We start from the raw sequence: 23,097 nt of genomic DNA, 5'->3' as shown, positions 1-23,097 counted from the left end.
TGCGCGGCAGCCGGAAAACCTCCGGCGCGCCCGAAGGTGCGGGCTCCGCGCGTGCCGTCACCCGGCCGGCCCCGCGTGTCGCGCGAATGGGCTCCGGCCGCGCGCGGTACGGCGCCGGCCGGGCTGTCATGACAGCGAGGGCACCGAACCGTGCCCCGTGGCCGGGCGCCGTACGGCGTCGCCGTGGTACCGGTGCGCCGGCGCACGGCCGTCCGACCGCCCGCCGCAGCCTGCCGAGGAGTCCCTCCCATGCGCCGCACCGCCCGCGCCCTGTCCGCCGCCTTCGCCGCCGGTGCCGTGCTCGCCCTCACCGGGCCGGCCGTCTCCGCCGCCCCCGCCGCCCCTGCCGTCCCCGCGTCCTGCGATCCCGGCACCGGTCTGCTGCTCCCGGACGCCTTCGCCGCCACCCCGCCGGCCGCCGCGCAGGGCACCGGGCACCCGGACGGTGCCTCCGGTACCGGCGGCACCGCGGCCGGTCCTCCCCACCCGGGTACCGCCCGCCTGCGTGCCGGCGTCCCGGCCCAGGGCGAGCCGGGAGGCCCGGCGTGCGACGACGGGGCCGGGTGGAGGGAGCCCGGGGCTGAGGTGTCCGGGCCGCTCGGCGCCGACCCGCTCGGCGGCGGGCAGGAGGGAGGAGGGCAGGTCGGTGGGGGCCAGACCGGTGGAGGGCAGGCCGTGGGTGGCTCGCGCAGTGGTGCTCCGAGCGGTGCCGACCCGGGCGGTGGTGAGCTGAACGGTGGTGGTCCGGGCGGTGGTGACCTGGGCGGTATCGGCCCGGGTGGTGACCTGGGCGGTGGTGATCTGGGCGGTGCCGGGCGCGCGGACGCCGGGCAGGACGGTGGCGCCGGACACGACACCGCCGGGCACGACGGCGGCGGCCCGGACGGCGGAGGACCGGACGGCGGCGGCTGGGACGGGAGCGGGAAGGACGGCGGTGGCCGGGACGGCGGCGGGCAGGAGTGCGCGGGCGCGGACTGTGCGGGCGGTGGTCACGGCTGCGGTGACGCGCCCGGCGCCGACGGCTGTGCGCCCGCCGCCGTCCAGCACGGCGTGGACGCGGGCCAGGGCGGCGTCTTCGGGGACTCCGTGCCGGCGCTCGCGGCCGGTGCCGCGCTGATCGCCGTCGCCTGCGCGGGCGCCGGCTACCGGGTGTACGGCCGCGTACGGTCCGCGGCGGGCCGGTCCGCCTAGGGCTCCGAGAGGCCGCGGATGTGACCTGGGCAACTCGGGGCGGCGCCATGGACGGCCGCGCGGCGGGTACACACCCTCCCGAGGGCGGCACCAGGGGCCCCGCCGGTGGCACCCGCCGCACTTCCGGGCCCCGCCCACCCGGGTGCGGCGGCCCGGGACGGCCGCCCGGCCCGGGCCGGGCGGCGGCACGGCACCACGGACTCGCGGAGGCGGACATGCGGCGCACGGACTCCGGGCGGGGCCGCCGGGAGGACCACGGTCCCGTCCGCTACGGCCCGCCGTTCCCGGGCGACGGCCTGCCCGTGCTCCCCGAACTGTCCGCCGTGCTCGCCGCCGCCGCGAGCCGCGCCGACGCACCGCCGGTCGGCGGCGCCCCCGCACTGCTGGAAGCGGCCTGCGGTTACTGGACCCGGCGCGGGCTGCCCAGCGTCCCCGACCAGGTGGCCGCCGGCCCCGGCGCGCCCGCCCTGCTGCTCGCCCTGACCGCCGCGCTCGCCGGAGACGGCGCCGACGTCCTCGTGCCCCGGCCCTGCGCCGCCTGGTGGGCGCCGTACGCCCGGATCCTGGGCCGGCCCGTCTACCACGTGCCGACGCCTCCCGAGAGCGGCGGGGTGCCCGACCCGTACGCGCTGCTGGAGACCGTCCGCCGGGTCCGCGCCGAGGGCGGCGACCCACGGCTGCTGGTGCTGTCCGTCGCCGACGACCCCACCGCCGGTGTAGCCCCGCCCGAACTGCTGCACGAGACCGTGGAGGCCGCCACCGCCGAGGGCCTGCACCTGGTCAGCGACGAGACCTGGCGCGACACCGTGCACGCCCCGCACGGCACCGTCCTGCTCAGCCCGGCCGAGATGTGGCCCGACGCCGTCACCGTCGTCACCGACCTGGCCGGCGCCCTGCTGCCCCCGGCCTGGCCCGCCGCCGTCGCCCGCTTCCCGGCCACCGGCGCCGGCCGGCACCTGCACGCGCGCGTGCTGGACATCCTCACCGGTCTCGGCGCCGCCCTCGCCGGACCGGTCGCCGCGGCCGCCGGCTACGCCCTGGACGAACCGCCGCCCGTCGTCGAGCGCCGGGAGGCCGCCGTACGGCTGCACGCGCGCGTGGCCGCCGCCGCGCACGCCGCCGTCGTCGCCGCCGGCGCGCTCGCCCGGCCCCCGGCGGCCGGCCGTCACCTGTACGCCGACCTCGCCCCGCTCCGCGAGCCGCTGGCCGCCCGGGGCGTCGGCGACGCGCAGGAACTGGAGGACTTCCTCACCGCCCGGCTCGGCATGCCCGCCCCCGGCGGCCACCGCTTCGGCGACGACCTCGGGGCGCTGCGCGTACGGCTCTCCACCGGGCCGCTGCTGGGCGGCACGGACGAGGAGCGCGCGGAGGGGCTCACCTCCCCGGCCCCGTTGGAACTGCCGCACCTGCACCGCGCGTTGGCCTCCTTGCGGTCGGCCTTCGACGAACTTGGCGACGACGCTCAGCGATGGGAGCCTCCTCGATGACGCAGCAGACGCACGAGCCCGGCCCGGCCGCGACGACCACGGCGGCCGGCGTACCCGGCACACCGGTCCCCGGCGCCGTACCCTTCCCCCCGCTGGCCGAGCCGCGTCCGCTGGGCGAACACCGGGTGTGGCCGCGCGCCTTCCACGACCGGCTGACCGCGCCGCTGCCCGGACTCAAGGGCCTCGCCCGCTTCGCCCGCGAAGGCGCCGTACGCCCCGGCCCCGAGGGTCTCGCCGACATCCCCCGCCTGCCGTACGCGCCGGCCCCGCTGCCCCGCGTCGACGCCCGCACCCTCGCCGTGAGCTGGGCGGGCCACGCGAGCTGGGTCGTCCAGGTCGGCGGGCTCACCGTCCTCACCGACCCCGTCTGGTCCCGCCGCATCCTCGGCACCCCGGCCCGCGTCACCCCGGTGGGCGTGCCCTGGGAAGACCTGCCGCGCGTGGACGCCGTCGTCATCAGCCACAACCACTACGACCACCTGGACGCCCCGACCCTGCGCCGGCTGCCGCGCGACACCCCGGTGTTCGCGCCCGCCGGGCTCGGCCCCTGGTTCCGCCGCCGCCGGTTCACCCGCGTCACCGAGCTGGACTGGTGGGAGGGCGCCGAACTCTCCGGTGTGCGCTTCGACTTCGTGCCCGCCCACCACTGGTCCAAGCGCACCCTCACCGACACCTGCCGCAGCCTCTGGGGCGGCTGGGTGCTGACCGCGCCCGACGGGCAGCGCCTGTACTTCGCCGGCGACACCGGCTACGGCCACTGGTTCTCCCGCATCGGCCGCCGCTACCCGGGCATCGACCTCGCCCTGATGCCCATCGGCGCCTACGACCCCCGTTGGTGGCTCAGCGACGTCCACTGCGACCCGGAGGAAGCGGTCCAGGCCACCGTCGACCTCGGCGCCCGCCGCATGGCCCCCATGCACTGGGGCACGTTCATCCTCTCGGCGGAACCGGTCCTGGAGCCGCTCACCCGGGTGCGGGCGGCCTGGGAGAAGGCGGGACGGGACCGCGCGGACCTGTGGGACCTGCCGATCGGCGGCTCGGCGGTGCTCGGCTGACCCCGCCTCAGGCGGCGGGCTCCCTCCGGTCCCGGCTCAGCCGGCGGCCCGGACCCGCCGCCACAGCCCGGGCGCCACGCTGACGACGACGGTCAGCACCACCGCCACCACGACCCCCTCCCACGGCTCCTTGAACAACGAGCCGCCCAGCACACCGATCACCTGATAGGTGGCCGTCCAGGCCAGACACGCGGGCAGGTTCCCGCGCGCGAACCGGCGCGGCGGCCACTGGGCCATCAGACACGCCAGCATCACGGGTATCCGCCCGGCCGGCACCAGCCGGGACAGCACCAGCACGGCCGTCCCGTGCGCGGCCAGTTTCGCCCGCGCCTGCGCGAGCCGGTCCTCCGGTGCCCGCGCCCGGATCGCCTCCAGCCACCGCGACCCGTTCTTCGACCGCATCCCGCGCCGCCCCAGCCAGTACAGCGCCGCGTCCCCGAGGAACGCGGCCAGCGACGCGGCCAGGAACACCCAGAGCAGCGCGAACGGCGCCGACCGGTGGAAGGCCACCACCGCCGCCGAACTCACCAGCGCGCCCGTCGGCACCACCGGCACCAGCGCCCCGATCAGCACCAGCAGGAACAACGACGGGTAGCCGGCCGCCTGGTGCGCGGCCTCAGGCGTCAGGGCGCCGGCCGCGTCGGCGAACCACGTCACCGCGCGACCTCCAGCCGCACGCTCTGCCCGTGCCCCAGCCTGTGCACCGCCACCTCCGGCGCGGCCGCCGCGGCCAGCCGCACGAACTCGTCGCCCGGCGCGTGGAACTCGTGCGGGCGCACCGCGTCCATGCCGAGCGGCCAGTACGTCCCGTAGTGCACCGGCACCGCGACCCGCGGCGCCAGCCGGGCCAGCGCCCGCGCGGCCCGGCCCGCGTCCAGGTGCCCCTCGCCGAGGTACGGCCCCCAGCCGCCCACCGGCAGCAGCGCCACGTCCACCGGCCCGACCTGCTCCGCCATCCCGTCGAACAGGCCGGTGTCCCCGGCGAAGTAGGTCCGCGCCTCGCCCTCCACGACGTAGCCCAGCGCGGGCGAGCGGTGCGGGCCCACCGGCAGCCGCCGCCCGTCGTGCAGCGCCGGCACCACCCGGACCAGCACCTCGCCGATCCGCACCTCGTCCCCGGGCGCCACCTCGGTGATGCGCAACTGCCGGAGCCGGCGCAGTCCGGGTACCGCCCGTGGTGCGCCCCGGGGCACGAGCAGGCGCGCGCCCGGACGGAGCGAGGCCAGCGAGGGCAGATGCAGATGGTCGGCGTGCAGGTGGGAGACGAGCACCACGTCCGCGCGCCGGTCCGCGGCGGGAGGCACGGCACCCCGGCGGCGGCGCAGATGCGCCAGCCGGCGGGCGAACAGGGGGTCGGTGAGCACCCGGACGTTCGCATCCTCCACCACACAGGTGGCGTGACCCCACCAGGTGATCTCCACCGGCACCTTCTCCGCCTCCTTCACGCGACTCCCCGAAGCCTACGGGCAGGAGTAGGGTCGGCGGCGAAAACCGGAGGTGAGGGGAGTGCCATGAGACAGCTGCGGGGTGTTTCCGGCGTGCTCACGCCGGTGCGGGTCACCGCCATCGCGAGCCTGACACCTCTGGAGGAACTGGAGGCCGACCCCTTCCTGGTGGACTCGCGCAGCCAGCACGCCATGTGCGCCCGGTGGGCCGCCGAGCGCGGCTACGTCGTCGCGCGGGAACTCCTCCTCGGCGGACTGCGCGTCGACCACTGCGCGTTATGGGAGGGAGTGCGGCCCGGCGCGGACGTGTTCGTCGCGCCCAGCCTGCGGGTGCTGCGCCGGGCGCTGTCGTCGGTGGAGGAGTTCACCGCCGAGTGCGCGCGCCGGGGTGTGCGCGTGGAGACGGTCGGGCGCGCCGAGCCGTCGTACGACGCGCAGATGAAGGCGCGGGTGCACCGCCGCCTGTCCATGCCGACGGCGGGCTACGACGGCGGGTGACGCGGGCCCGCCCGGCCGCCCGTCCGGCCCGCCGTGTCCCGTGTGACAGGGTGGGGCCGGGGCCGACCGGCCCGGTGGAGCGAGAGGCGGGTCCCTCCCGGCCCGGAGGGCGGGGGAGGGCCGGGACGTGAGGTGTACGGGGCGTGCGAGGCGTGCGGTGGCGGCGGATCGCCAGTCAGGTCGGACGGAGCGTCGCCGTGTGGGCGGTCTCCACGGTCACCATGCTGGTCCTCGCCGGGCTCCTGCCCGACTTCCGGCTCCAGTCCGCCGACGGTGACAGCGCCACGCGCATCGCGGTCACCGCCGTCTGCGGCGCCGGTGCCTTCGGCGTCCTGTCGGCCGTGGTCTGGCCGCTGCTGGTGCGTCTGCTGCTGCTCGTGCCCGCGTTGGTCCTCGGCCTGCTGGTCTTCTTCCTCAACGGTTCGCTGCTGCTGCTCGCCCTGCGGGCCAACCCCTACGGCCGTGGCGAGGCGGCCCCCGAGACCGCCGTCATCGTGGCCGCCGTGATGTCCGCGGTCGCCTCCGCGACCGGCGCGGCCCTCGCCGTGCGCGACGACGAGGCGTACCGCCGCCGGCTGCACCGCCTCGCCACCCGCGGCCGCCGGGCACAGCCGCCCTGCTCCACCGCGCCCGGCCTGGTCTGCGTCCAGCTCGACGGCGTGGGCCACGACGTCCTCACGGACGCGGTCCGCAAGGGCCTGATGCCGACGGTGGCCCGCTGGCTGTCCCAGACCGCCGGCGACACCCGGCCGCCGGGCGGGGGCACGCGCGCCCCGGCCGGCGGCCCGCACCCCGTGACCGGTCCCGGCCGGCCCACCCACCGGCTCACCCCCTGGCGCACCGACTGGTCCAGCCAGACCGGCGCCAGCCAGCTCGGCATCCTGCACGGCAGCACCTTCGACGTGCCGGCCTTCCGCTGGTACGAGAAGGACCGTGGCGAGGTGATGGTCTGCAACCGGCCGACGAGCGCGGCCGAACTCCAGCGCCGTGCCGTCCTGCGGACCGGTGACGGCGGGCTGCTCGCCGTCGACGGCGCCAGCCGCGGCAACCTGTTCGGCGGCGGCGCCGGCGAACAGGCCCTCGTGCTGTCCATAGCGACCCGCCGCCGCGGCCGGGGCAACCGGTCCCGCGCCGGCTACTTCGCCTACTTCAGCGACCCCGCCAACGCCGTCCGCACCGCCCTGTCCTTCGTCGCCGAGGTGGCCCGCGAGATCGGCCAGTCCACCCGCGCCCGGCTGCGGGGCCGGCGCCCGCGGGTCGGCCGCGGCGGGCTCTACCCGCTCGTCCGCGCCTTCGCCACCGTCGTCGAGCGGGACGTCGTCGTCGCCGCGGTCATGGGCGACATGCTCGCCGGCCGCACCGTCGTCTACGCCGACCTGGTCGCCTACGACGAGGTCGCCCACCACTCCGGGCCGCACAGCCGCGACGCCGAGAAGGTCCTCGAACGCCTCGACCGCTGCCTGGCCCTGCTGGAACGCGTCGCCGAGCACGCCCCGCGCCCCTACCGCATCGTCGTCCTGTCCGACCACGGCCAGAGCCCGGGGGAGACGTTCCGCGCCCGCTACGGCCTCACCCTCGGCGATCTGGTCCGGGCCGGCTGCGGGTTGCCCGTGCCGCGCAAGGCGGGCCGCACCCGCAGCGGCGCCGAGGCCCGCGCCGCCGTCCGGGCCGCCCTGCGCCGGCCCGTGGAGGAGAAGGGCGGGCGCCGGGAGCCCGCGCCCTCTCGGGAGCCGGTCGTGCTGGCCTCCGGCAACCTCGGCCTGGTCTCCTTCCCGGACGTGCCGCACCGCATGACCAAGGAGGAGATCGACGCCCGCCACCCCGCGCTGCTCACCACCCTCGCCAACCACCCCGGCATCGGCTTCCTGCTGGTGCGCAGCGAGGAGCACGACGGCGTGGTGCTCGGTGCCCACGGCGCCGAGATCCCGCTGGCCGCGCTCGACGACGAGCCCGGCCCGCTGGCCCGCTTCGGCCCCGGCGCCGCCGACGCCGTCCGCCGCACCCACGCCTTCCCGCACACCGCGGACATCATGGTGAACTCCGCCTACGAACCCGCCGACGGCGAAGTCCTCGCCTTCGAGGAGCAGATCGGCTCCCACGGCGGGCTCGGCGGCGCCCAGTCGCGCCCGTTCCTGCTCGCCCCGGCGGACCTGTCGGCGCCGGCCGCGGACGGGCGGGAGCCGGCCGGCGCGGAGCAGGTGCACGCCGTCCTGCGCCGCTGGCTGGGCGAACTGAGCGGCCCCCAGGTGCCGGTCGCCGCCGCGGCGGAGGAGGAACAGGCCGCCTGAGGGACATCCGCCGTTCACACCGGGTGGGGCGGTCCGCGCGGTGCCGCGGGCCCGGATGTGATCGGATAGGGAGACCGGGAACCCCGGCACCGCGACACTCGCGAAAGGAAGCATCGTGGCAACCACGCGCACCGCGCACACCGTCTGGGAAGGCAACCTGCTCGAAGGCAACGGAGTCGTCACCTTCGACTCCTCCGGCATCGGCCAGCAGCCGGTGTCGTGGCCCTCGCGCGCCGAGCAGGCGAACGGCAAGACCAGCCCCGAGGAGCTGATCGCCGCCGCCCACTCCAGCTGCTTCTCCATGGCCCTCTCGCACGGCCTGGCCGGCGCCGGCACCCCGCCCACCCGGCTGGAGACCAAGGCCGACGTCACCTTCCAGCCGGGCGAGGGCATCACCGGCATCCACCTCACCGTCCGCGGTGAGGTGCCCGGTCTGGACGCGGAGGGCTTCGCCTCGGCCGCCGAGGACGCCAAGAAGAACTGCCCGGTCAGCCAGGCGCTGAGCGGTACGAAGATCACCCTGACGGCCGAGCTGGCCTGACGCCCGGACGTTCCTGGGTGCCGTGCCCCGTTCTCCGGGGCGCGGCACCCGCGCCGTTTCCGGCCGCTCAGCCGCTCAGCCGCCCAGCCGTTCCCAGCCCCGCCGGTCCGCGCGCGGGCCGAGCTGCCGCGGGTCCCGGGTCCGGTAGACGACGTACGGGCGGAAGAGGTACTGCACCGGCGCGCTGAACATGTGCACCAGCCGGCTGTACGGCACGAACGCGATCAGCACCATCCCGGCCACCGCGTGCACCTGGTACAGCACCGGCACGCCCTCCATCAGCGTGATCCGCGGCCGGAGCGTGAACAGGCTGCGCGCCCAGGGCGCGATCGTGGTCCGGTAGTCGTAGCCCGCACCGGTGGTGTGCGACAGCTTGGCGGCCATGCCGAGCACGGTCGCGCCGCACAGCAGCAGGTACATCGCCTTGTCGTTGGCCGTGGTGGCGCGGAAGACGGGGGCGCGGGTGCGGCGGCGGTACACCAGCAGCAGGATGCCGGCGACCGTGAGCACCCCGGCCGCCGTTCCGCCGTACAGCGAGAACAGGTGGTAGGCGCGCTCGTGCACGCCGGCCGCGTCCGTCCAGGACGCCGGCACGAACAGCCCGACCAGGTGCCCGACGAGCACGAACAGGATGCCGTAGTGGAAGACCGGGGAGGCGATGTTCAGCAGCGGTGACTCGTACACCTGCGAGGAGCGGGTGGTCCAGCCGTACTTGTCGTAGCGGTAGCGCCAGACGAGGCCGGCGGCCAGCAGGGCGAAGGCGGTGTAGGGCAGGGCGCCCCAGAGGAGGACGGTCATCGGCGCGCTCCGGAGGGTGCGGCGGGCAGGGTGGCGCACACCGCGTCCAGGACGCCCGCGTACGGGGTGCCGCAGGCGGTCAGCCGCGCCCGCAGCTCCGCCAGCGCCTCGCGGTGTCCGGTCAGCAGGCTGGTGTCGCCGGTCCGCGCGGTGAACTCCAGCACCGCCGGCAGGAAGTCCGGCAGCTCCTCGCCGCTGAACTCCAGGCCGTGCCGGCGGTAGACCTCCTTGAAGCGGACCAGGGACATCCCGCGGCGCCGGGTGTCGCCGTCGTGCCACCAGCTCAGGTACAGGCTGTGCCGGTTCTTCAGGTCGAAGACCTGCACGTAGTGCGCGGCGAGGTCCGCGAGCGGGGTGACGGCCGCGTGGTCGGTGAACGCGCGCAACTGCGGGGCGGCCTCGCGCAGCAGCGGCAGCCGGGCGGCGAAGTCCTCGTCCGGGTAGGTCAGGCAGAGGGCCGCCGCCTGGTAGAACACCGCGTCCGAGGGCATCAGGCCTCCTTGGCGTCGTCGGACGTCTGCCGCCGGCGCAGCAGATGGAAGTTCTCCACGGACACCAGCGGCAGCCTGCGGCGGCCGGAGTCCCGGCCGAACGGTCCGTCGCCGCCCATGCCGGGCCCGCCGGCGACGTCGAGGCTGCACTCCCCGGGCACCGCGGACTCCTCCAGCCGGCGGGCGTCACCGACGGCGGCGGTCGGGATGACGTAGCGCTCCTCGTACTTGGCGATCGCCAGCAGCCGGTACATGGCCTCGATCTCCTCCGGGCCCAGACCGGCCGCCGCGGCGGCCCGCGGGTCCGGTTCCTCGCCGAGGTTGAGCGCCCGCATGTGGGACCGCATCGCGGCGAGCCGCTCCAGGGCCGTGCGCACCGGAGCGGTGTCGCCCGCCGTGAACAGCTCCGCCAGGTACTCCAGCGGGACGCGCAGGGTGTCGATCGCGCCGAACAGGTTGCCCGCGTCCTCCCCGTCGTGCCCGGTCTCGGCCAGCGCGTCCACCACCGGCGACAGCGGCGGGATGTACCAGACCATCGGCAGCGTCCGGTACTCGGGATGCAGCGGCAGCGCCACCCGGTAGCGGCTGATCAGCGCGTGCACGGGGGAGCGGCGGGCGGCCTCGGTCCAGTCGCGCGGGATGCCCGCCTCCTCGCAGGCCCGCAGCACCTCGGGGTCGTCCGGGTCGAGGAAGACGCCGAGCTGGGCCTCGTACAGGTCCTTCTCGTCCGGTACGCGGGCTGCGGCCGTCACCTTGTCGGCGTCGTAGAGCAGGACGCCGAGGTAGCGCAGCCGGCCCACGCAGGTCTCCGAGCAGACCGTCGGCAGGCCGACCTCGAGCCGCGGGTAGCACAGGGTGCACTTCTCGGCCTTGCCGGTGGCGTGGTTGAAGTACACCTTCTTGTACGGGCATCCGGTCACGCACATCCGCCAGCCCCGGCACCCGTCCTGGTCGACCAGGACGATGCCGTCCTCGGCCCGCTTGTACATCGCCCCGGACGGACAGGAGGCCACGCAGGACGGGTTCAGGCAGTGCTCGCAGATCCGCGGCAGGTAGAACATGAACGTCTCCTCGAAGGCGAACCGCACCTTCTCGGAAGCCTGTTGGCGGGTCCGTTCCACCATCGGGTCCAGGTCGCCGTAGGCCGGGGCGCCGCCCAGGTTGTCGTCCCAGTTCGACGACCACTCGATCTTCATCGGCTTGCCGGTGATCGCCGACACCGGCCGGGCCACCGGGTAGTCGTCGCCGAGCGGGGCGTCGGTGAGGTTCCGGTACTCGTACGTCCAGGGCTCGTAGTAGTCCTTGATCTCCGGCAGCCGGGGGTTGGAGAAGATCCCGGCCAGCTTGCGCAGCCGGCCGCCCGCCTTGAGCTTCAGCGCGCCGCGCCGGTTCAGCTCCCAGCCGCCGCGCCACTTCTCCTGGTCCTCGTAGCGGCGCGGATAGCCCTGCCCGGGGCGGGTCTCCACGTTGTTGAACCAGACGTACTCCATGCCGCGCCGGTTGGTCCACGCCTGCTTGCAGGTGACCGAACAGGTGTGGCAGCCGATGCACTTGTCGAGGTTCATCACCATCGCGATCTGGGCCATGGGGCGCATCAGTACTCCACCTCCTGGGCGCGGCGGCGGATGACGGTGACCTCGTCGCGCTGGTTGCCCGTCGGGCCCAGGTAGTTGAACGCCCAGGTCAACTGGGCGTAGCCGCCGATGAGATGGGTCGGTTTGAGGAGCAGCCGGGTGAGGGAGTTGTGGATGCCGCCGCGCATCCCGGTGGTCTCCGTCCTCGGCACGCTCACCGTGCGCTCCTGCGCGTGGTGCATGTAGACGGTGCCCTCCGGCATGCGGTGCGAGACGATCGCGCGGGCCACCACCACGCCGTTGCGGTTGACCGCCTCCACCCAGTCGTTGTCCCGCACCCCGATCGCGTCGGCGTCCCCCGGGGACATCCAGATGGTCTGCCCGCCCCGGGACAGGGCCAGCATGAACAGGTTGTCCTGGTACTCGGAGTGGATCGACCACTTGTTGTGCGGGGTGAGGTAACGGACCGTCACCTGCCGCTGTCCGTCCGGGCCGAGGACCGGTTCGCCGAACAGCCGGTGCATGTCCAGCGGCGGCCGGTAGACCGGCAGGGCCTCGCCGAGTTCGTGGATCCAGTCGTGGTCCAGGAAGAAGTGCTGGCGGCCGGTGAGGGTGTGCCAGGGCTTGCCGTGCTCGGTGTTGAGCGTGAAGGCGGTGTAGCGCCGGCCGCCGGCCTCGCTGCCCGACCACTCCGGTGAGGTGATCACCGGCACGGGCGCCGCCTGGGTGTCGGCGTACGTGACCCGCTTGCCCTCGTGCTCGGCGGCCAGGTGGGCCATCTCCCGCCCGGTGCGCCGCTGAAGGGTGCGGAAACCCTGGGTGGCCAGGCGGCCGTTGGTGGTGCCGGACAGGGCGAGGATGGTGTCGGCCGCCTTCACCGCCGTGTCCAGCGCCGGGCGCCCGTCCGCCGGACCGCCGCGCACCGCGCCGTTCCGCCGCAGCAGGTGCGCGACCTCCTCGTCCGGCCGCAGGGTGATGCCCTTGGCGGGCAGGCCCCGTTCCTCCACGAGCGGGCCGAGCGCGGCGAACTTCGCGCCTACCGCGGTGTAGTCGCGTTCCACGACGGCCAGGTTCGGCATCGTCCGGCCGGGCTCGGGCGCGCACTCGCCGCGCCGCCAGTCCCGCACGGTCCCGCCCGGCTGGGCGGTCTCGCCCGGGGTGTCGTGCTGGAGCGGGCTCGCCACCAGGTCCCGGCGCACGCCCAGGTGATCTACGGCGAGTTCGCTCAGCTTCTCCGCGAGCGCCTTGAAGGTGTCGAAGTCGGTGCGGGCCTGCCAGGGCGGGTCGACGGCCGGGGTGAACGCGTGCACATAGGGGTGCATGTCGGTGGAGGACAGGTCGTGCTTCTCGTACCAGGTGGCCGCCGGCAGCACCACGTCCGACAGCAGGGTGGAGGAGGTGTGCCGGAAGTCCAGCGACAGCAGCAGGTCCAGCTTGCCCTCCGGGGCCCGCTCCCGCCAGGCCACGTCCCGGGGCCGCTCCTTGGGCGCGGCCTCCTCGGCGCGCAGCGAGGAGTGGGTGCCCAGCAGGTGCCGGGCGAAGTACTCGGCGCCCTTGGCCGAGGAGCCCAGCAGGTTGGCCCGCCACAGGGTGAGCACGCGCGGCCAGTTCTCCGGCGCGTCCGGGTCCTCGCAGGCGAACCGCAGGGTGCCGGCGCGCAGTCCGGCCACCGCCCGTGCCACCGGGTCGCCGGGCTCCTCGCCCAGCTCCAGCGGATTGCGGTCGAAGGTGGGGTACGACGGCATCCAGCCGGCCCGGGCCGACAGGGCCAGGCAGTCGGCCGCGGTCATCCCGGCGAACCGGCCCTCGCCGAGCGGCGAGGCCAGCACATCGGCGCCGAACCGGTCGTAGCGCCATTGGTCGGTGTGCAGGTACCAGTACGCGGTGCCGATCATCTGCCGGGGCGGGCGGGCCCAGTCGGAGGCGGCGGCCAGCGTCGCCCAGCCGGTCACCGGACGGCACTTCTCCTGGCCGACGTAGTGCGCCCAGCCGCCGCCGTTGCGGCCCTGGCAGCCGGTGAGCTGGAGCAGGGCCAGGAAGGCGCGGTAGATGGTCTCCGAGTGGAACCAGTGGTTGGTGCCGGCGCCCATCAGGATCATGCAGCGGCCCCGGGACCGCTCGGCGGTCCGCGCGAACTCCCGGGCGATCTTCACGCACCGCGCGGCCGGCACCGAGGTGTGCGCCTCCTGCCAGGCGGGCGTGGCCGGCGTGCGCGGATCGTCGTAGGAGTCCGGCCAGTCGCCCGGCAGACCGGGCCGCGCCACCCCGTACTGGGCCAGCAGCAGATCGAACACCGTGGTCACCAGCGGGCCGTCCGGACCGCCCAGCCGGGTCACCGGCACCCCGCGCCGCAGCACCTCGCCGCGCCCCTGCCCGTGCGGTCCGCCCTCGGTGTCGAACCGGGGCAGCAGCACCTCCAGCGAGACCGCGACCTCTTGGCCGTACAGGCTCAACAGCGGCTCGACGTCACCGAGTTCCAGGTTCCAGCGGCCCTCGCCCGACGCGGTCCAGCGAAAGCCCAGCGAGCCGTTCGGCACCACCGCGCGGCCGGTCGCCCCGTCCAGCACGACCGTCTTCCACTGCGCGCCCTCGCCGTCCTGGCCGACGTCGGCGGCGCGCAGGAACTTCGCCGGCACCCACGCCCCGTCCCGCTCGGTGAGCGTCACCAGGAACGGCAGGTCGGTGAACTTGCGGACGTAGTCCGTGAAGAACGGCGTCTCCCGGTCGACGTAGCACTCCTTGAGGATCACATGGCCCATCGCCATGGCCAGCGCGCCGTCCGTGCCCGGGTGCGGGTGCAGCCACTCGTCGGCGAACTTGGCGTTGTCGGCGTAGTCGGGCGCGACCACCACGACCTTCTGGCCGCGGTAGCGCGCCTCCGCCATCCAGTGGGCGTCCGGGGTCCGGGTCACCGGCACGTTGGAGCCCCACATCACCAGATAGGCGGCGTCCCACCAGTCGCCCGACTCCGGCACGTCGGTCTGGTCGCCGAAGACCTGCGGCGAGGCCACCGGGAGGTCGGCGTACCAGTCGTAGAACGACAGCATGGCCGCGCCGATCAGCGAGTGGTAGCGGGCGCCGGCCGCGTGCGACACCATCGACATCGCCGGGATCGGGGAGAACCCGGCGATCCGGTCCGGGCCGTGGGCCTTGATGGTGTGCACCTGCGCGGCGGCGACGATCTCCACCGCCTCCTCCCAGCGGGCCCGCACCAGACCGCCCTTGCCGCGCGCCCGCTGGTAGCGGCGGCGCCGCTCCGGGTCGCCCTGGATGTCCGCCCAGGCCAGCACCGGGTCCTTCAGCCGGCCCTTGGCCTCCCGGTACATCTCCAGCAGCACGCCCCTGACGTACGGGTAGCGCACCCGGGTGGGGGAGTAGGTGTACCAGGAGAACGCGGCGCCGCGCGGGCAGCCGCGCGGCTCGTACTCGGGCCGGTCCGGGCCCACCGACGGGTAGTCCGTCTCCTGGGTCTCCCAGGTGATGATCCCGTCCTTGACGTACACCTTCCACCGGCACGATCCGGTGCAGTTCACCCCGTGGGTGGAGTGCACCACCTTGTCGTGGCTCCACCGGTCCCGGTAGAAGGCGTCCGCCTGCCGGCCGCCGGTCAGGGTCACGCTGTGCAGGTCGGGCGCGGGCGTGCCGGGCCGGAAGAAACGGCCGGCGGCCAGCAGCGCCGCGCCGGGCTCGCGCGGCGGTGTCTGCGTGTCGGTCACGTGCGCTCCCTAGGTTCACCCGGTACTCCGAACCTAGGGGCGGCCCCGGCAACCCACCTGTCCGCAGACCCGTACGGGTCACGCCGGGGCCGGTGCTCACAGGCGGGCGCGGTGCTCCCGCAGCAGCCTCAGGGTGCGCCGGGCGGACGCGGCGCGGGCCGTCATGTGGTCCAGCACCTCCAGGTGCGCGGCGACCTCCCGGCGCGAGTCCAGGTAGAGCGCGCCGGTCAGGTACTCGGTGAACACCATGTCCGGCAGCTCCGGCTCGGCGAACCGGAACAGCGTGAACGGCGCGTACGTCCCCGGGTGCGGGCCCGCCGCGAACTCGGCTATCTGGAGCGTCACCCGGTCCCGCTCGGCGTACTCCAGCAGCCGGTCCACCTGGTCCCTGAGCACCCGCGGCCGGGTGCTCACCGGGCGCCTGAGCACGGTCTCGTCCATGATCACCCACAGGTGGGGCGGGTCCTCCCGCTCCAGCAGCCGCTGCCGTTCCATGCGCAGCGACACATGCCGGTCCACCGCCTGGGGCGAGGACTGCCCGACGGTGCCCGCCTCCATCACCGCGCGCGCGTACTCCTCGGTCTGGAGCAGGCCGGGCACGAAGTGCGGTTCGTAGGAGCGGATGATCCGGGCCGCGCCCTCCAGGCTGACGTACAGGCTGAACCAGTCCGGCAGCACGTCGTGGAACCGCTGCCACCACCCCGGCTGGTTCGCCTCCTCGGCCAGCCGCACGAAGGCGTCGGCCTCCTCACCGGCCACCCCGTAGGCGGTCAGCAGCACCTGCACGTAGGGGATCTTCAGCGCGACCTCGGCCATCTCCATCCGCCGTACGGTCGCCGACGCCACCCTGAGGACCCGGGCGGCCTCCTCGCGGCCGAGCCCCGCGGCCTCCCGCAGCTCCTGCAACCGCTTGCCGAGCACCACCTGGCCCACGGTGGGCGCAGCCCGCCGCTCACTCACCGCCACGCCCTCCCCTACGCGCCGACGTACGCGGGCAGCAGTCTGTCACGCGCGGGCCGTGTCGCACATGTGCCCGAGGCAACTGATCGTCGGACGGGCTCAACCGGCCAGCGTGTGCAGGTACTTCGCGGTCGCCGGATCGGCCGGCAGGAAGGTCTCGACGGCGAGTTCCGCGACCGTGACGTCCATCGGCGTGTTGAAGGTGGAGATCGAGGACACGAACGACAGGGTCCGCCCGGCGTGCTCGATCCGCAGCGGCAGCGCGAAGTACGGCACCGGCGCGGCCGGTTCGGCGGCGGGCGGCTCCTCGGGCACCGGGTAGGCCGCCACCTCCTCGTACAGGGCGCGCAGCCGGTCCGAGCGGTGCAGGGCGATCTCCCGCTCCATCTGGGCCAGCAGATGGCCGCGCCACTCCCGCAGATTGCGGATGCGCGGTGCCAGCCCCTCCGGGTGCAGCGTCAGCCGCATCGCGTTCGGCGCCGGGCCGAGCAGCTTCTCCGGGACGCCCTCCAGCAGCAGGGCGATGCCCCGGTTGGCGGCGACGACCGTGTAACCGGCGTCGACCACCAGCGCCGGGTACGGCTCGTAGCCCCGCAGCAGCCGCTCCAGCCCGTCGCGCAGCGCGTCCAGTGCCGGGTCGTCCAGCGGGGTCTCCGGATAGCGCGGCGCGTAACCGGCGGCCAGCAGCAGGGCGTTGCGCTCGCGCACCGGCACGTCCAGCCGCTCGGCGAGCCGCAGCACCAGTTCCTCGCTGGGCCGGGACCGCCCGGTCTCGACGAAGCTGATGTGCCGCGCGGAGGAGCCGGCGCGCAGGGCCAGCTCCAACTGGGAGATCCGGCGCCGCTCACGCCAGGCACGCAGCAACGGCCCGACCCCGCGCCCGGCGGCGGAGGCGGTGCCGGAAGCGGTGCCGGCGGGAGGAGAGACGGCAAGGGGCATACGCCCGACCCTAGCCGAGCCCCACCACCCCCCGACGAGCCGCCGGCCGGAACACCCGGTGCGCCGGTCCGCGTCGGTCCGGCGTGTCCGGTGGGGGCGTGGCAGGGTGAGCCTGTATCCGCCCGTGCCCGCCTCGCCCCGCACGGGACCCGTAGCGAAGGGAGCCCAACGCCATGGCCGTCGGACCGCTGTCGCAGCAGGAGATCGAGGACGGGCTGGCCGGGCTGCCCGGCTGGTCGGTGCGGGACGGCCGGCTCAGCCGGACCTACCGGCTCGGCTCGCACGTCGCCGCCGCCGCGCTGGTGATGCACATCGCCGCCGTCCAGGACGCGCTGGACCACCACTCCGAACTGACCCTCGGCTACCGGAGCGTCTCGCTCGGCGTGCACACCCACAGCGCGGGCGGCGCCCTCACCGCGAAGGACTTCGCCCTCGCCCGCGAAGTGGAGGACATCGCGCCGAGCCACGGGGCACACTGAGCGATGTGCTGGACTACGAGCAGGAAGCCGGGAGGTACGACGCCTCCCGCGGGGGAGAGGCCCGCGCCGAAGCCGCCGCACGGGCCGTCCTCGGGCTGGTCCCGCCCGGGCCGGGCCGCCTCCTCGACGTCGCCTGCGGCACCGGGATCGTCACCCGGCGGCTCGCCGCCGCGCGCCCCGGGCTGCGGGTGACCGGCGCCGACCTCACCCCGGCCATGGCCGGCCGGGCGGCGGCGCGGCTGCCCGGCGCGATCGTCCGGGCCGACGGCCGCCGACTGCCCTTCCCGGACGGCACGTTCGACGCGGTCACCACCATCTGGCTGCTGCACCTGCTGTTCGACCCCGGGGACCTGGACGCGGTCGTCGCCGAGTGCGCCCGGGTGCTGCGCCCCGGCGGGGTGTACGTCACCACCGTCGACAAGGCCGCCGCGCACAACGTCGGCAGCGACATAGACGCCGTCCTCGCCGGCCGCCCGCACCGGCCCCCGGCCGACGCCCCCGGCACCGTCGCCGCCCACGCGGCCCGGCACGGGCTGCGGCCCGCCGGCGCGGGCTCCTTCCGCAGCCCCGGGCAGGGCCGCAGCCCCCGGAGCACCATCGCCGACCTGCGCAGGGGCTGGTTCACCCTGCTGCCGCCCGGCGAGCCGCGCACCGAGGAGTTCGCCGCGCGCCTGGCCCGGCTCCCCGACCAGGGCCGCCCCCGCGCCGACCCGCGCTTCAGCGTGCGCGCCTTCCGGAAACCGGGACCGGGCGGGACACCCGGCAACCCACCGGCCGCCGGCGGCGACTGACGGACGACCTGTCCGACTCCCCCGGGAGGAACGTCAGATGCAGCACCCGCACCCGCCTGCCCCGCCCCCGAGCCCCCGCCCGCGGCGCCGCCGCCGGATCGCCGGCCTGACCGCCGCGGTCGCCGCCGCCGCCCTGGCCGCCGCCGGCCTGACCGGACTGTCCGCCACCACCGCCCGGGCGGCCACCGCCCGGCAGTTGGAGAAGCTGGACCGCGGCCTGGTCAGCGTGCACACCGACAGCGGCAACCTGCTGAGCTGGCGCTGGCTGGCCACCGACCCGGACCAGGTGGCCTTCAACGTCTACCGCGCCGGCACGAAGGTCAACTCCAGCCCGGTCACCTCCTCCACCACCTACTTCCACGCCGGCGCCCCCGCCCAGGCCGACTACACGGTCCGCGCCGTCGTGAACGGAGTGGAGCAGCCGGACTCCGGGCACGCGCTCCAGTTCCGCACCGGCTACAAGGACGTCCCGATCACCCCGCCCGCCGGCGGCACCACCCCGGACAAGACGGCGTACACCTACGAGGCGAACGACGCCTCCGTCGGCGACCTGGACGGCGACGGACAACTGGAGTTCGTCCTCAAGTGGCAGCCCACCAACGCCAAGGACAACTCCCAGTCCGGCTACACCGGCGACACCTACCTGGACGGCGTCCGGCTGGACGGCACCCGGCTGTGGCGGATCGACCTGGGCCGCAACATCCGCTCCGGCGCGCACTACACCCAGTTCCAGGTGTACGACTACGACGGCGACGGCCGGGCCGAGATCGCCGCCAAGACGGCCGACGGCACGGTGGACGGCACCGGGGCGGTGCTCGGCGACGCCGCGGCCGACCACCGCAACGGCAGCGGATACGTCCTGTCCGGCCCCGAGTACCTGACCATGTTCGACGGCCGGACCGGCCGGGCGATGCAGTCCGTCGACTATGTGCCGGCCCGTGGCACCGTCTCCTCCTGGGGCGACTCCTACGGCAACCGCGTCGACCGCTTCCTGGCCGGCACCGCCTACCTCGACGGCAGCCGCCCGTCCCTGATCGAGGCGCGCGGCTACTACACCCGGACGGTCATCGCCGCCTGGGACTGGCGGGACGGCCGGTTCACCCGTCGCTGGACCTTCGACACCAGCTCCTCCACCAACAGCGGCAAGGGCTACGACGGCCAGGGCAACCACCAGCTCTCGGTCGCCGACGTCGACGGCGACGGCCGGGACGAGATCGTGTACGGCTCGATGGCCGTGGACGACGACGGCGGCGCCCTGTGGACGACGCGCAACGGCCACGGCGACGCGATGCACGTCGGCGATCTGGACCCGTCCCGGCCGGGTCTGGAGGAGTTCAAGGTGGACGAGGACTCCGCCAAGCCCTCGTCCTGGATGGCGGACGCGAGGACCGGCCAGGTGCTGTGGTCCACCGCGCCCAACGGCGACAACGGCCGGGGCGTCTCGGACGACGTCTGGGCGGGCAGCGCGGGCGCCGAGTCCTGGTCGTCGGCGGAGAGCGGCCTGCGCGGCCCGAAGGGCACGGTCGTCGCCGCGCGCAAGCCGTCCAGCGCCAACTTCCTGCTCTGGTGGGACGGCGACCCGGTCCGCGAACTCCTCGACGGCACCCACGTCGACAAGTACGGCACCGCGTCCGACACCCGGCTGCTGACCGGCTCCGGGGTCCACTCGGACAACGGCACGAAGGCGACCCCGGCGCTGTCCGGCGACATCCTCGGCGACTGGCGCGAGGAGGTGGTCTGGCCGACGACGGACAACACGGCCCTGCGGATCTACTCCACGCCCTACGACACCACGGTCCGCCTCACCACCCTGCTGCACGACTCCCCGTACCGCACGGCTCTCGCCTGGCAGAACACCGCGTACAACCAGCCGCCGCACCCCGGCTTCTTCCTCGGTGCCGGAATGGCCACCCCGCCCCGGCCCGCCGTCTCCACGCCGTGAGGCGGTGACGCCGGACACACGGGACACGATTCCGTCACCCCGGGCCGCCCGCACCGCCGGGCGGGTCCCGCACCGAGGTCGTCGCCGTGGTGGCGGCCTCGGTACCGGTGGGCGCCACCGGCGAGGGCGAGGGAGCCCCGGCTCCGAGTCGGACGCGGCGGTCCGCACCGGAGCCCCCGCCCGGCCGGTCAGGTGACCGTGCAGACCGTGCCGCCCAGCGTGAAGGACGGCGGCCGGGTGTTCGTGGCCGACCGGCTCGCCGTGAACCCGAAGGCCACCGAGGAGCCCGCCGCCACCGTGCCGTTCCAGGACGCGGGGGTCACCGTGACCGCCGGACCCGACTGTGTGTAGCCGGCGTTCCAGAGCTGGGTGATCCGCTGGCCGTCCGCGAAGGACCAGCCGAGGGACCAGCCGGTCCAGGCCGCCGGGCCGGTGTCGGTCAGCCGGACGTCCGCCTGGAACCCGTCCTGCCACTGGCCGGTGATCTGGTAGCTGACGGTGCAGGCGCCCGCCGGCGCCGGGTCCGTGCCACCGCCACCGCCACCGCCACCGCCACCGGTGTCGCCGGTGCCGGACGGGTCGCCGTAGACGACGCCCCTGCCGTTCGTCGACACGTACACCCGGCCGTACACCCGCGGGTCACCGGTGATCGCCGCGCCGGTCCAGCCCCACTGGTGGGCGTCGTCGTTGACCCGGGTCCAGGACGCGCCCTGGTCCGTGGAGCGGAAGATCCCGCGCACCCCGCCGATCCTCGCGCTGGTGTACAGCGTCTGGTACGAGGCTCCCGGCGCGGCCTTGCCGAAGCCGATCGTGTCGGCCTGCTCCACGTTCGCCAGCCTGGTGAAGCGCGCGCCGCCGTCCGTGGAGTGCCACAGGCCGTACGCGCCGTCCGTCGCCCCGCCCGCCAGCCACACGTCACCCCGGGCGCCGGGCAGTGCCTTGAAGCGCACGCTGTCGCCGCCCGGCAGGCCGGCGGCCGCGGAGGCGGTGAAGGTGGCGCCGCCGTCCGTACTGACGTAGAACGTCCCGGACTTGAAGCCGTAGAAGGTCTTCGGGTCGACGCGGTCCGACTCGACGACCGCGCCGGCCGGGAGGCCGGCCGACTGGGCCCAGGACGTGCCGAAGCCCGTCGTGTACCGCACGCCGGTGCCGGCCGGGCTCCAGACGAACCGGCTGCCGTCCGCGGCCGCCGCCACCGTGCCGCCGCCGGAGACACCGGGCGGGTCCGTGCCCGCGAACCAGTGGGCGCCGTTGTCCGTGGAGAACGCGATGTGCGGGCCGGAGTCCAGGTCGCCCACGCGGACCACCGTGCCCGGGTCGGTCTCGGCGAAGTCCAGGCTGGTGGTCGTGGTGAAGGCCGGTGAGGTGTACATCAGGGACGGCACGGCGGTCAGGTCCGTGTGCCGGAAGCCGCCGATGTCGCCGAGGGCGCTGAACAGCCGGGCGTCGCCGGAGGGCGGTGCCGCGAGGTCGTTCACCGCCGTCTCCTCCAGGCCGCGCGCCATGGGCTTGACGGTGAACTTCCCGCCGCTGTCCCACTCGCCGAGGTTCTCGGTGCCGTAGAGGGTGGCGCCCGTGCCGTACATCATCCGGGAGGAGTCGAACGGGTCGATCTCCAGGGCCTCCGTCATCCAGCCCAGCTTCGGTGACTGCTCGGGCGGGGACGGGTGCGCGCCGAAGGTCAGCCACGGCGAGGAGGAGACGTCCATGGTGTACCGGTTCGAGCGCTCCGGGTACGAGGTGTAGTCCCACGCCCTGGTCCAGGTGGCGCCGCTGTCGGTGGACCGGAAGAGCTGGGTGTCCGGCCACCAGGAGCTGTAGGCGGTGGCCATGAGGGTGGACGGGTGCCGGCGGTCGACCGTCAGCCCGCTGAAGCCGTAGGAGGTGTCCGCCTCCGCGGCCGGGCTGATGTCGGTCCAGGTGCCGGTGGCCGTCGCGTACCGCCACAGCCTCCCCTTGCCGCCGTCGTACGGTCCGCCCGTGTCGCTGTAGGCGAGGTACAGGAAACCGTTGTGGGCGTCCAGGACTCCCTTGTGCGCCAGGTATCCCGTGGGCTGGCCCGCCAGCCGGGACCAGGTGGCGCCGGCGTCCGTCGAGCGGTAGACCGCGTTGTCCTTGTCCGCGACCCCGGCGTAGACCGTCTTCGTCGCGGTCCCGGAGGTGCCCGTCGACTCGTCGAAGGTGACCCAGACGACGCCCTGGTTGTCGCTCGCGTAGCCCGTCGGATCGGTGGGGTCCTGCCGGTAGTCGCCGGGGTTCGGGAAGGCGGTGACCTGCGACCAGGTCACGCCGGAGTCCGTCGAGCGCCACAGGCCCTTGCCGCTGGGCGCGCCCAGGTACAGCACGCTGTTCTTGTTCGGGTCGATCGCCAGCCGCTCGCCCATGCCCCGGCCGGGCATGTTGCCGCCCAGCTTGAACGGCAGGTCGGCCGCGTGCCAGGTCGTGCCCCGGTCCGCCGAGCGCAGCACCGCGCCGTCGCCCGGGTCCCAGCTGTTGGTGTACGTCCCGACGGCCGCGTACACGTTGTCCGGGTCGACCGGGTCGGAGGCGAGGCTCACCACCGAGGTGTGGCCCCAGTCGTTCCAGCCGACCGAGTCCAGCAGCGGGGTCCAGGTCTTGGCCGGCTCCTGCCAGCGGTAGGCGCCGCCGATGTCGGTGCGGGCGTAGACCAGATTCTTCTCGGAGCGGTTGAACACGATCCCGGGGACGAAACCGCCGCCGTCGATCCGGGCGTTGTGCCAGGTGTAGGTGTCCGCCGCGGCGGTGGCGCCGGCGGCGGGCGCGGCCAGCGCGGGCGGGGTGCCGGACAGCAGGCCGGCGGCGAGGAGCAGCACGGCGGTGAGGATGCGGGGGGAGCGCATGGGGAGTCCTCTCGCAAGAGGGGGCGGCCCCCGGTGGGAAC

At 74.9% G+C, this 23,097-nt stretch carries 18 protein-coding genes; 9 read left to right on the top strand and 9 right to left on the bottom strand.

What is annotated here, in order from left to right:
* Positions 1-249 precede the first annotated feature (249 nt).
* From ACH4OA_RS11805 to ACH4OA_RS11795, 3 genes are all read left to right on the top strand, one after another.
* Positions 250-1,191 carry a hypothetical protein gene (locus tag ACH4OA_RS11805; RefSeq protein WP_397968813.1) on the top strand — a complete coding sequence of 314 codons (942 nt, stop codon included), beginning with the start codon at positions 250-252 and terminating at the stop codon, positions 1,189-1,191.
* 215 nt (positions 1,192-1,406) lie between these two features.
* The gene (locus tag ACH4OA_RS11800) at positions 1,407-2,678 is read left to right on the top strand and encodes an aminotransferase class I/II-fold pyridoxal phosphate-dependent enzyme (RefSeq protein WP_397948333.1); all 1,272 of its coding nucleotides are present in this window, start codon (positions 1,407-1,409) and stop codon (positions 2,676-2,678) included.
* The gene (locus ACH4OA_RS11795) at positions 2,675-3,733 is read left to right on the top strand and encodes an MBL fold metallo-hydrolase (protein ID WP_365875380.1); all 1,059 of its coding nucleotides are present in this window, start codon (positions 2,675-2,677) and stop codon (positions 3,731-3,733) included. Before ACH4OA_RS11800 ends, ACH4OA_RS11795 begins: the two co-directional genes overlap by 4 nt.
* Before the next feature lie 36 nt (positions 3,734-3,769).
* Here the strand turns inward: ACH4OA_RS11795 and ACH4OA_RS11790 are convergent, their stop codons facing one another.
* Together ACH4OA_RS11790 and ACH4OA_RS11785 are read right to left on the bottom strand one after the other, a co-directional pair.
* Entirely contained in the window at positions 3,770-4,390 is a 621-nt protein-coding gene (locus tag ACH4OA_RS11790) for a VTT domain-containing protein (RefSeq protein ID WP_365875382.1), read from the bottom strand.
* Complete coding sequence (locus tag ACH4OA_RS11785; protein WP_397969025.1) at positions 4,387-5,160, bottom strand: MBL fold metallo-hydrolase; 774 nt, start codon at positions 5,158-5,160, stop codon at positions 4,387-4,389. The genes ACH4OA_RS11790 and ACH4OA_RS11785 overlap by 4 nt, the downstream gene beginning before the upstream one ends.
* Before the next feature lie 84 nt (positions 5,161-5,244).
* On the opposite strand from ACH4OA_RS11785, the gene ACH4OA_RS11780 reads away from it, so the two are divergent.
* The 3 genes from ACH4OA_RS11780 to ACH4OA_RS11770 all read left to right on the top strand — a co-directional run bounded on the left by ACH4OA_RS11780 (position 5,245) and on the right by ACH4OA_RS11770 (position 8,505).
* Positions 5,245-5,676, top strand: a complete 432-nt coding sequence (locus ACH4OA_RS11780) for a hypothetical protein (protein ID WP_365875384.1) — start codon at positions 5,245-5,247, stop codon at positions 5,674-5,676.
* A gap of 143 nt (positions 5,677-5,819) precedes the next feature.
* Positions 5,820-7,964, top strand: a complete 2,145-nt coding sequence (locus ACH4OA_RS11775) for a phage holin family protein (protein ID WP_397938651.1) — start codon at positions 5,820-5,822, stop codon at positions 7,962-7,964.
* A 115-nt stretch (positions 7,965-8,079) separates the two neighbouring features.
* A complete protein-coding gene (locus ACH4OA_RS11770) occupies positions 8,080-8,505 on the top strand; it encodes an OsmC family protein (protein WP_365875388.1) in 426 nt (141 codons plus the stop codon).
* A gap of 75 nt (positions 8,506-8,580) precedes the next feature.
* Here the strand turns inward: ACH4OA_RS11770 and narI are convergent, their stop codons facing one another.
* From narI to ACH4OA_RS11740, 6 genes are all read right to left on the bottom strand, one after another.
* A complete protein-coding gene (gene narI / locus ACH4OA_RS11765; RefSeq protein WP_365875390.1) occupies positions 8,581-9,303 on the bottom strand; it encodes a respiratory nitrate reductase subunit gamma in 723 nt (240 codons plus the stop codon).
* Complete coding sequence (gene narJ, locus ACH4OA_RS11760; protein WP_397938649.1) at positions 9,300-9,794, bottom strand: nitrate reductase molybdenum cofactor assembly chaperone; 495 nt, start codon at positions 9,792-9,794, stop codon at positions 9,300-9,302. Before narJ ends, narI begins: the two co-directional genes overlap by 4 nt.
* Positions 9,794-11,389, bottom strand: coding sequence for a nitrate reductase subunit beta (gene narH, locus ACH4OA_RS11755; protein ID WP_397968811.1), 1,596 nt, complete (start codon positions 11,387-11,389; stop codon positions 9,794-9,796). The genes narJ and narH overlap by 1 nt, the downstream gene beginning before the upstream one ends.
* Positions 11,389-15,084 (bottom strand): nitrate reductase subunit alpha, encoded by a 3,696-nt coding sequence (locus ACH4OA_RS11750; protein ID WP_397968809.1) that lies wholly within the window; start codon positions 15,082-15,084, stop codon positions 11,389-11,391. Before ACH4OA_RS11750 ends, narH begins: the two co-directional genes overlap by 1 nt.
* A 96-nt stretch (positions 15,085-15,180) precedes the next feature.
* A complete protein-coding gene (locus tag ACH4OA_RS11745) occupies positions 15,181-16,044 on the bottom strand; it encodes a helix-turn-helix domain-containing protein (protein ID WP_397938643.1) in 864 nt (287 codons plus the stop codon).
* A 99-nt stretch (positions 16,045-16,143) separates the two neighbouring features.
* Complete coding sequence (locus tag ACH4OA_RS11740) at positions 16,144-16,983, bottom strand: helix-turn-helix domain-containing protein (protein ID WP_397968808.1); 840 nt, start codon at positions 16,981-16,983, stop codon at positions 16,144-16,146.
* Positions 16,984-17,156: 173 nt separating this feature from the next.
* Here ACH4OA_RS11740 and ACH4OA_RS11735 point away from each other — a divergent pair, with 173 nt between their 5' ends.
* From ACH4OA_RS11735 to ACH4OA_RS11725, 3 genes are read left to right on the top strand one after another with little or no spacing between them, the layout of a single operon-like run.
* Positions 17,157-17,462, top strand: a complete 306-nt coding sequence (locus ACH4OA_RS11735; RefSeq protein ID WP_365875402.1) for a 4a-hydroxytetrahydrobiopterin dehydratase — start codon at positions 17,157-17,159, stop codon at positions 17,460-17,462.
* A gap of 5 nt (positions 17,463-17,467) precedes the next feature.
* Positions 17,468-18,253: a class I SAM-dependent methyltransferase gene (locus ACH4OA_RS11730; RefSeq protein WP_397968806.1), complete on the top strand. Its 786-nt coding sequence runs from the start codon at positions 17,468-17,470 to the stop codon at positions 18,251-18,253.
* 37 nt (positions 18,254-18,290) lie between these two features.
* A complete protein-coding gene (locus ACH4OA_RS11725; protein WP_397968804.1) occupies positions 18,291-20,195 on the top strand; it encodes a rhamnogalacturonan lyase in 1,905 nt (634 codons plus the stop codon).
* Between the two features lie 188 nt (positions 20,196-20,383).
* On the opposite strand, the gene ACH4OA_RS11720 is transcribed toward ACH4OA_RS11725, so the two are convergent.
* Complete coding sequence (locus ACH4OA_RS11720) at positions 20,384-23,056, bottom strand: cellulose binding domain-containing protein (protein ID WP_397968803.1); 2,673 nt, start codon at positions 23,054-23,056, stop codon at positions 20,384-20,386.
* Positions 23,057-23,097 lie beyond the last annotated feature (41 nt).

This window comes from Streptomyces sp. NPDC017095 (assembly GCF_044332325.1).
Lineage (GTDB): Bacteria > Actinomycetota > Actinomycetes > Streptomycetales > Streptomycetaceae > Streptomyces.
The sequence above is the reverse complement of the archived record's forward strand: the minus strand, read 5'-3'. Positions and strand labels throughout refer to the sequence as shown.

What these genes read in the sequence shown, in the direction of transcription:
- ACH4OA_RS11805 (WP_397968813.1), top strand. Translation starts at nt 250, where the DNA reads ATGCGCCGCACCGCCCGCGCCCTGTCCGCCGCCTTCGCCGCCGGTGCC.
- ACH4OA_RS11800 (WP_397948333.1), top strand. Translation starts at nt 1,407, where the DNA reads ATGCGGCGCACGGACTCCGGGCGGGGCCGCCGGGAGGACCACGGTCCC.
- ACH4OA_RS11795 (WP_365875380.1), top strand. Translation starts at nt 2,675, where the DNA reads ATGACGCAGCAGACGCACGAGCCCGGCCCGGCCGCGACGACCACGGCG.
- ACH4OA_RS11780 (WP_365875384.1), top strand. Translation starts at nt 5,245, where the DNA reads ATGAGACAGCTGCGGGGTGTTTCCGGCGTGCTCACGCCGGTGCGGGTC.
- narI (WP_365875390.1), bottom strand. Translation starts at nt 9,303, where the DNA reads ATGACCGTCCTCCTCTGGGGCGCCCTGCCCTACACCGCCTTCGCCCTG.
- narJ (WP_397938649.1), bottom strand. Translation starts at nt 9,794, where the DNA reads ATGCCCTCGGACGCGGTGTTCTACCAGGCGGCGGCCCTCTGCCTGACC.
- narH (WP_397968811.1), bottom strand. Translation starts at nt 11,389, where the DNA reads ATGCGCCCCATGGCCCAGATCGCGATGGTGATGAACCTCGACAAGTGC.
- ACH4OA_RS11740 (WP_397968808.1), bottom strand. Translation starts at nt 16,983, where the DNA reads ATGCCCCTTGCCGTCTCTCCTCCCGCCGGCACCGCTTCCGGCACCGCC.
- ACH4OA_RS11735 (WP_365875402.1), top strand. Translation starts at nt 17,157, where the DNA reads ATGGCCGTCGGACCGCTGTCGCAGCAGGAGATCGAGGACGGGCTGGCC.
- ACH4OA_RS11725 (WP_397968804.1), top strand. Translation starts at nt 18,291, where the DNA reads ATGCAGCACCCGCACCCGCCTGCCCCGCCCCCGAGCCCCCGCCCGCGG.
- ACH4OA_RS11720 (WP_397968803.1), bottom strand. Translation starts at nt 23,056, where the DNA reads ATGCGCTCCCCCCGCATCCTCACCGCCGTGCTGCTCCTCGCCGCCGGC.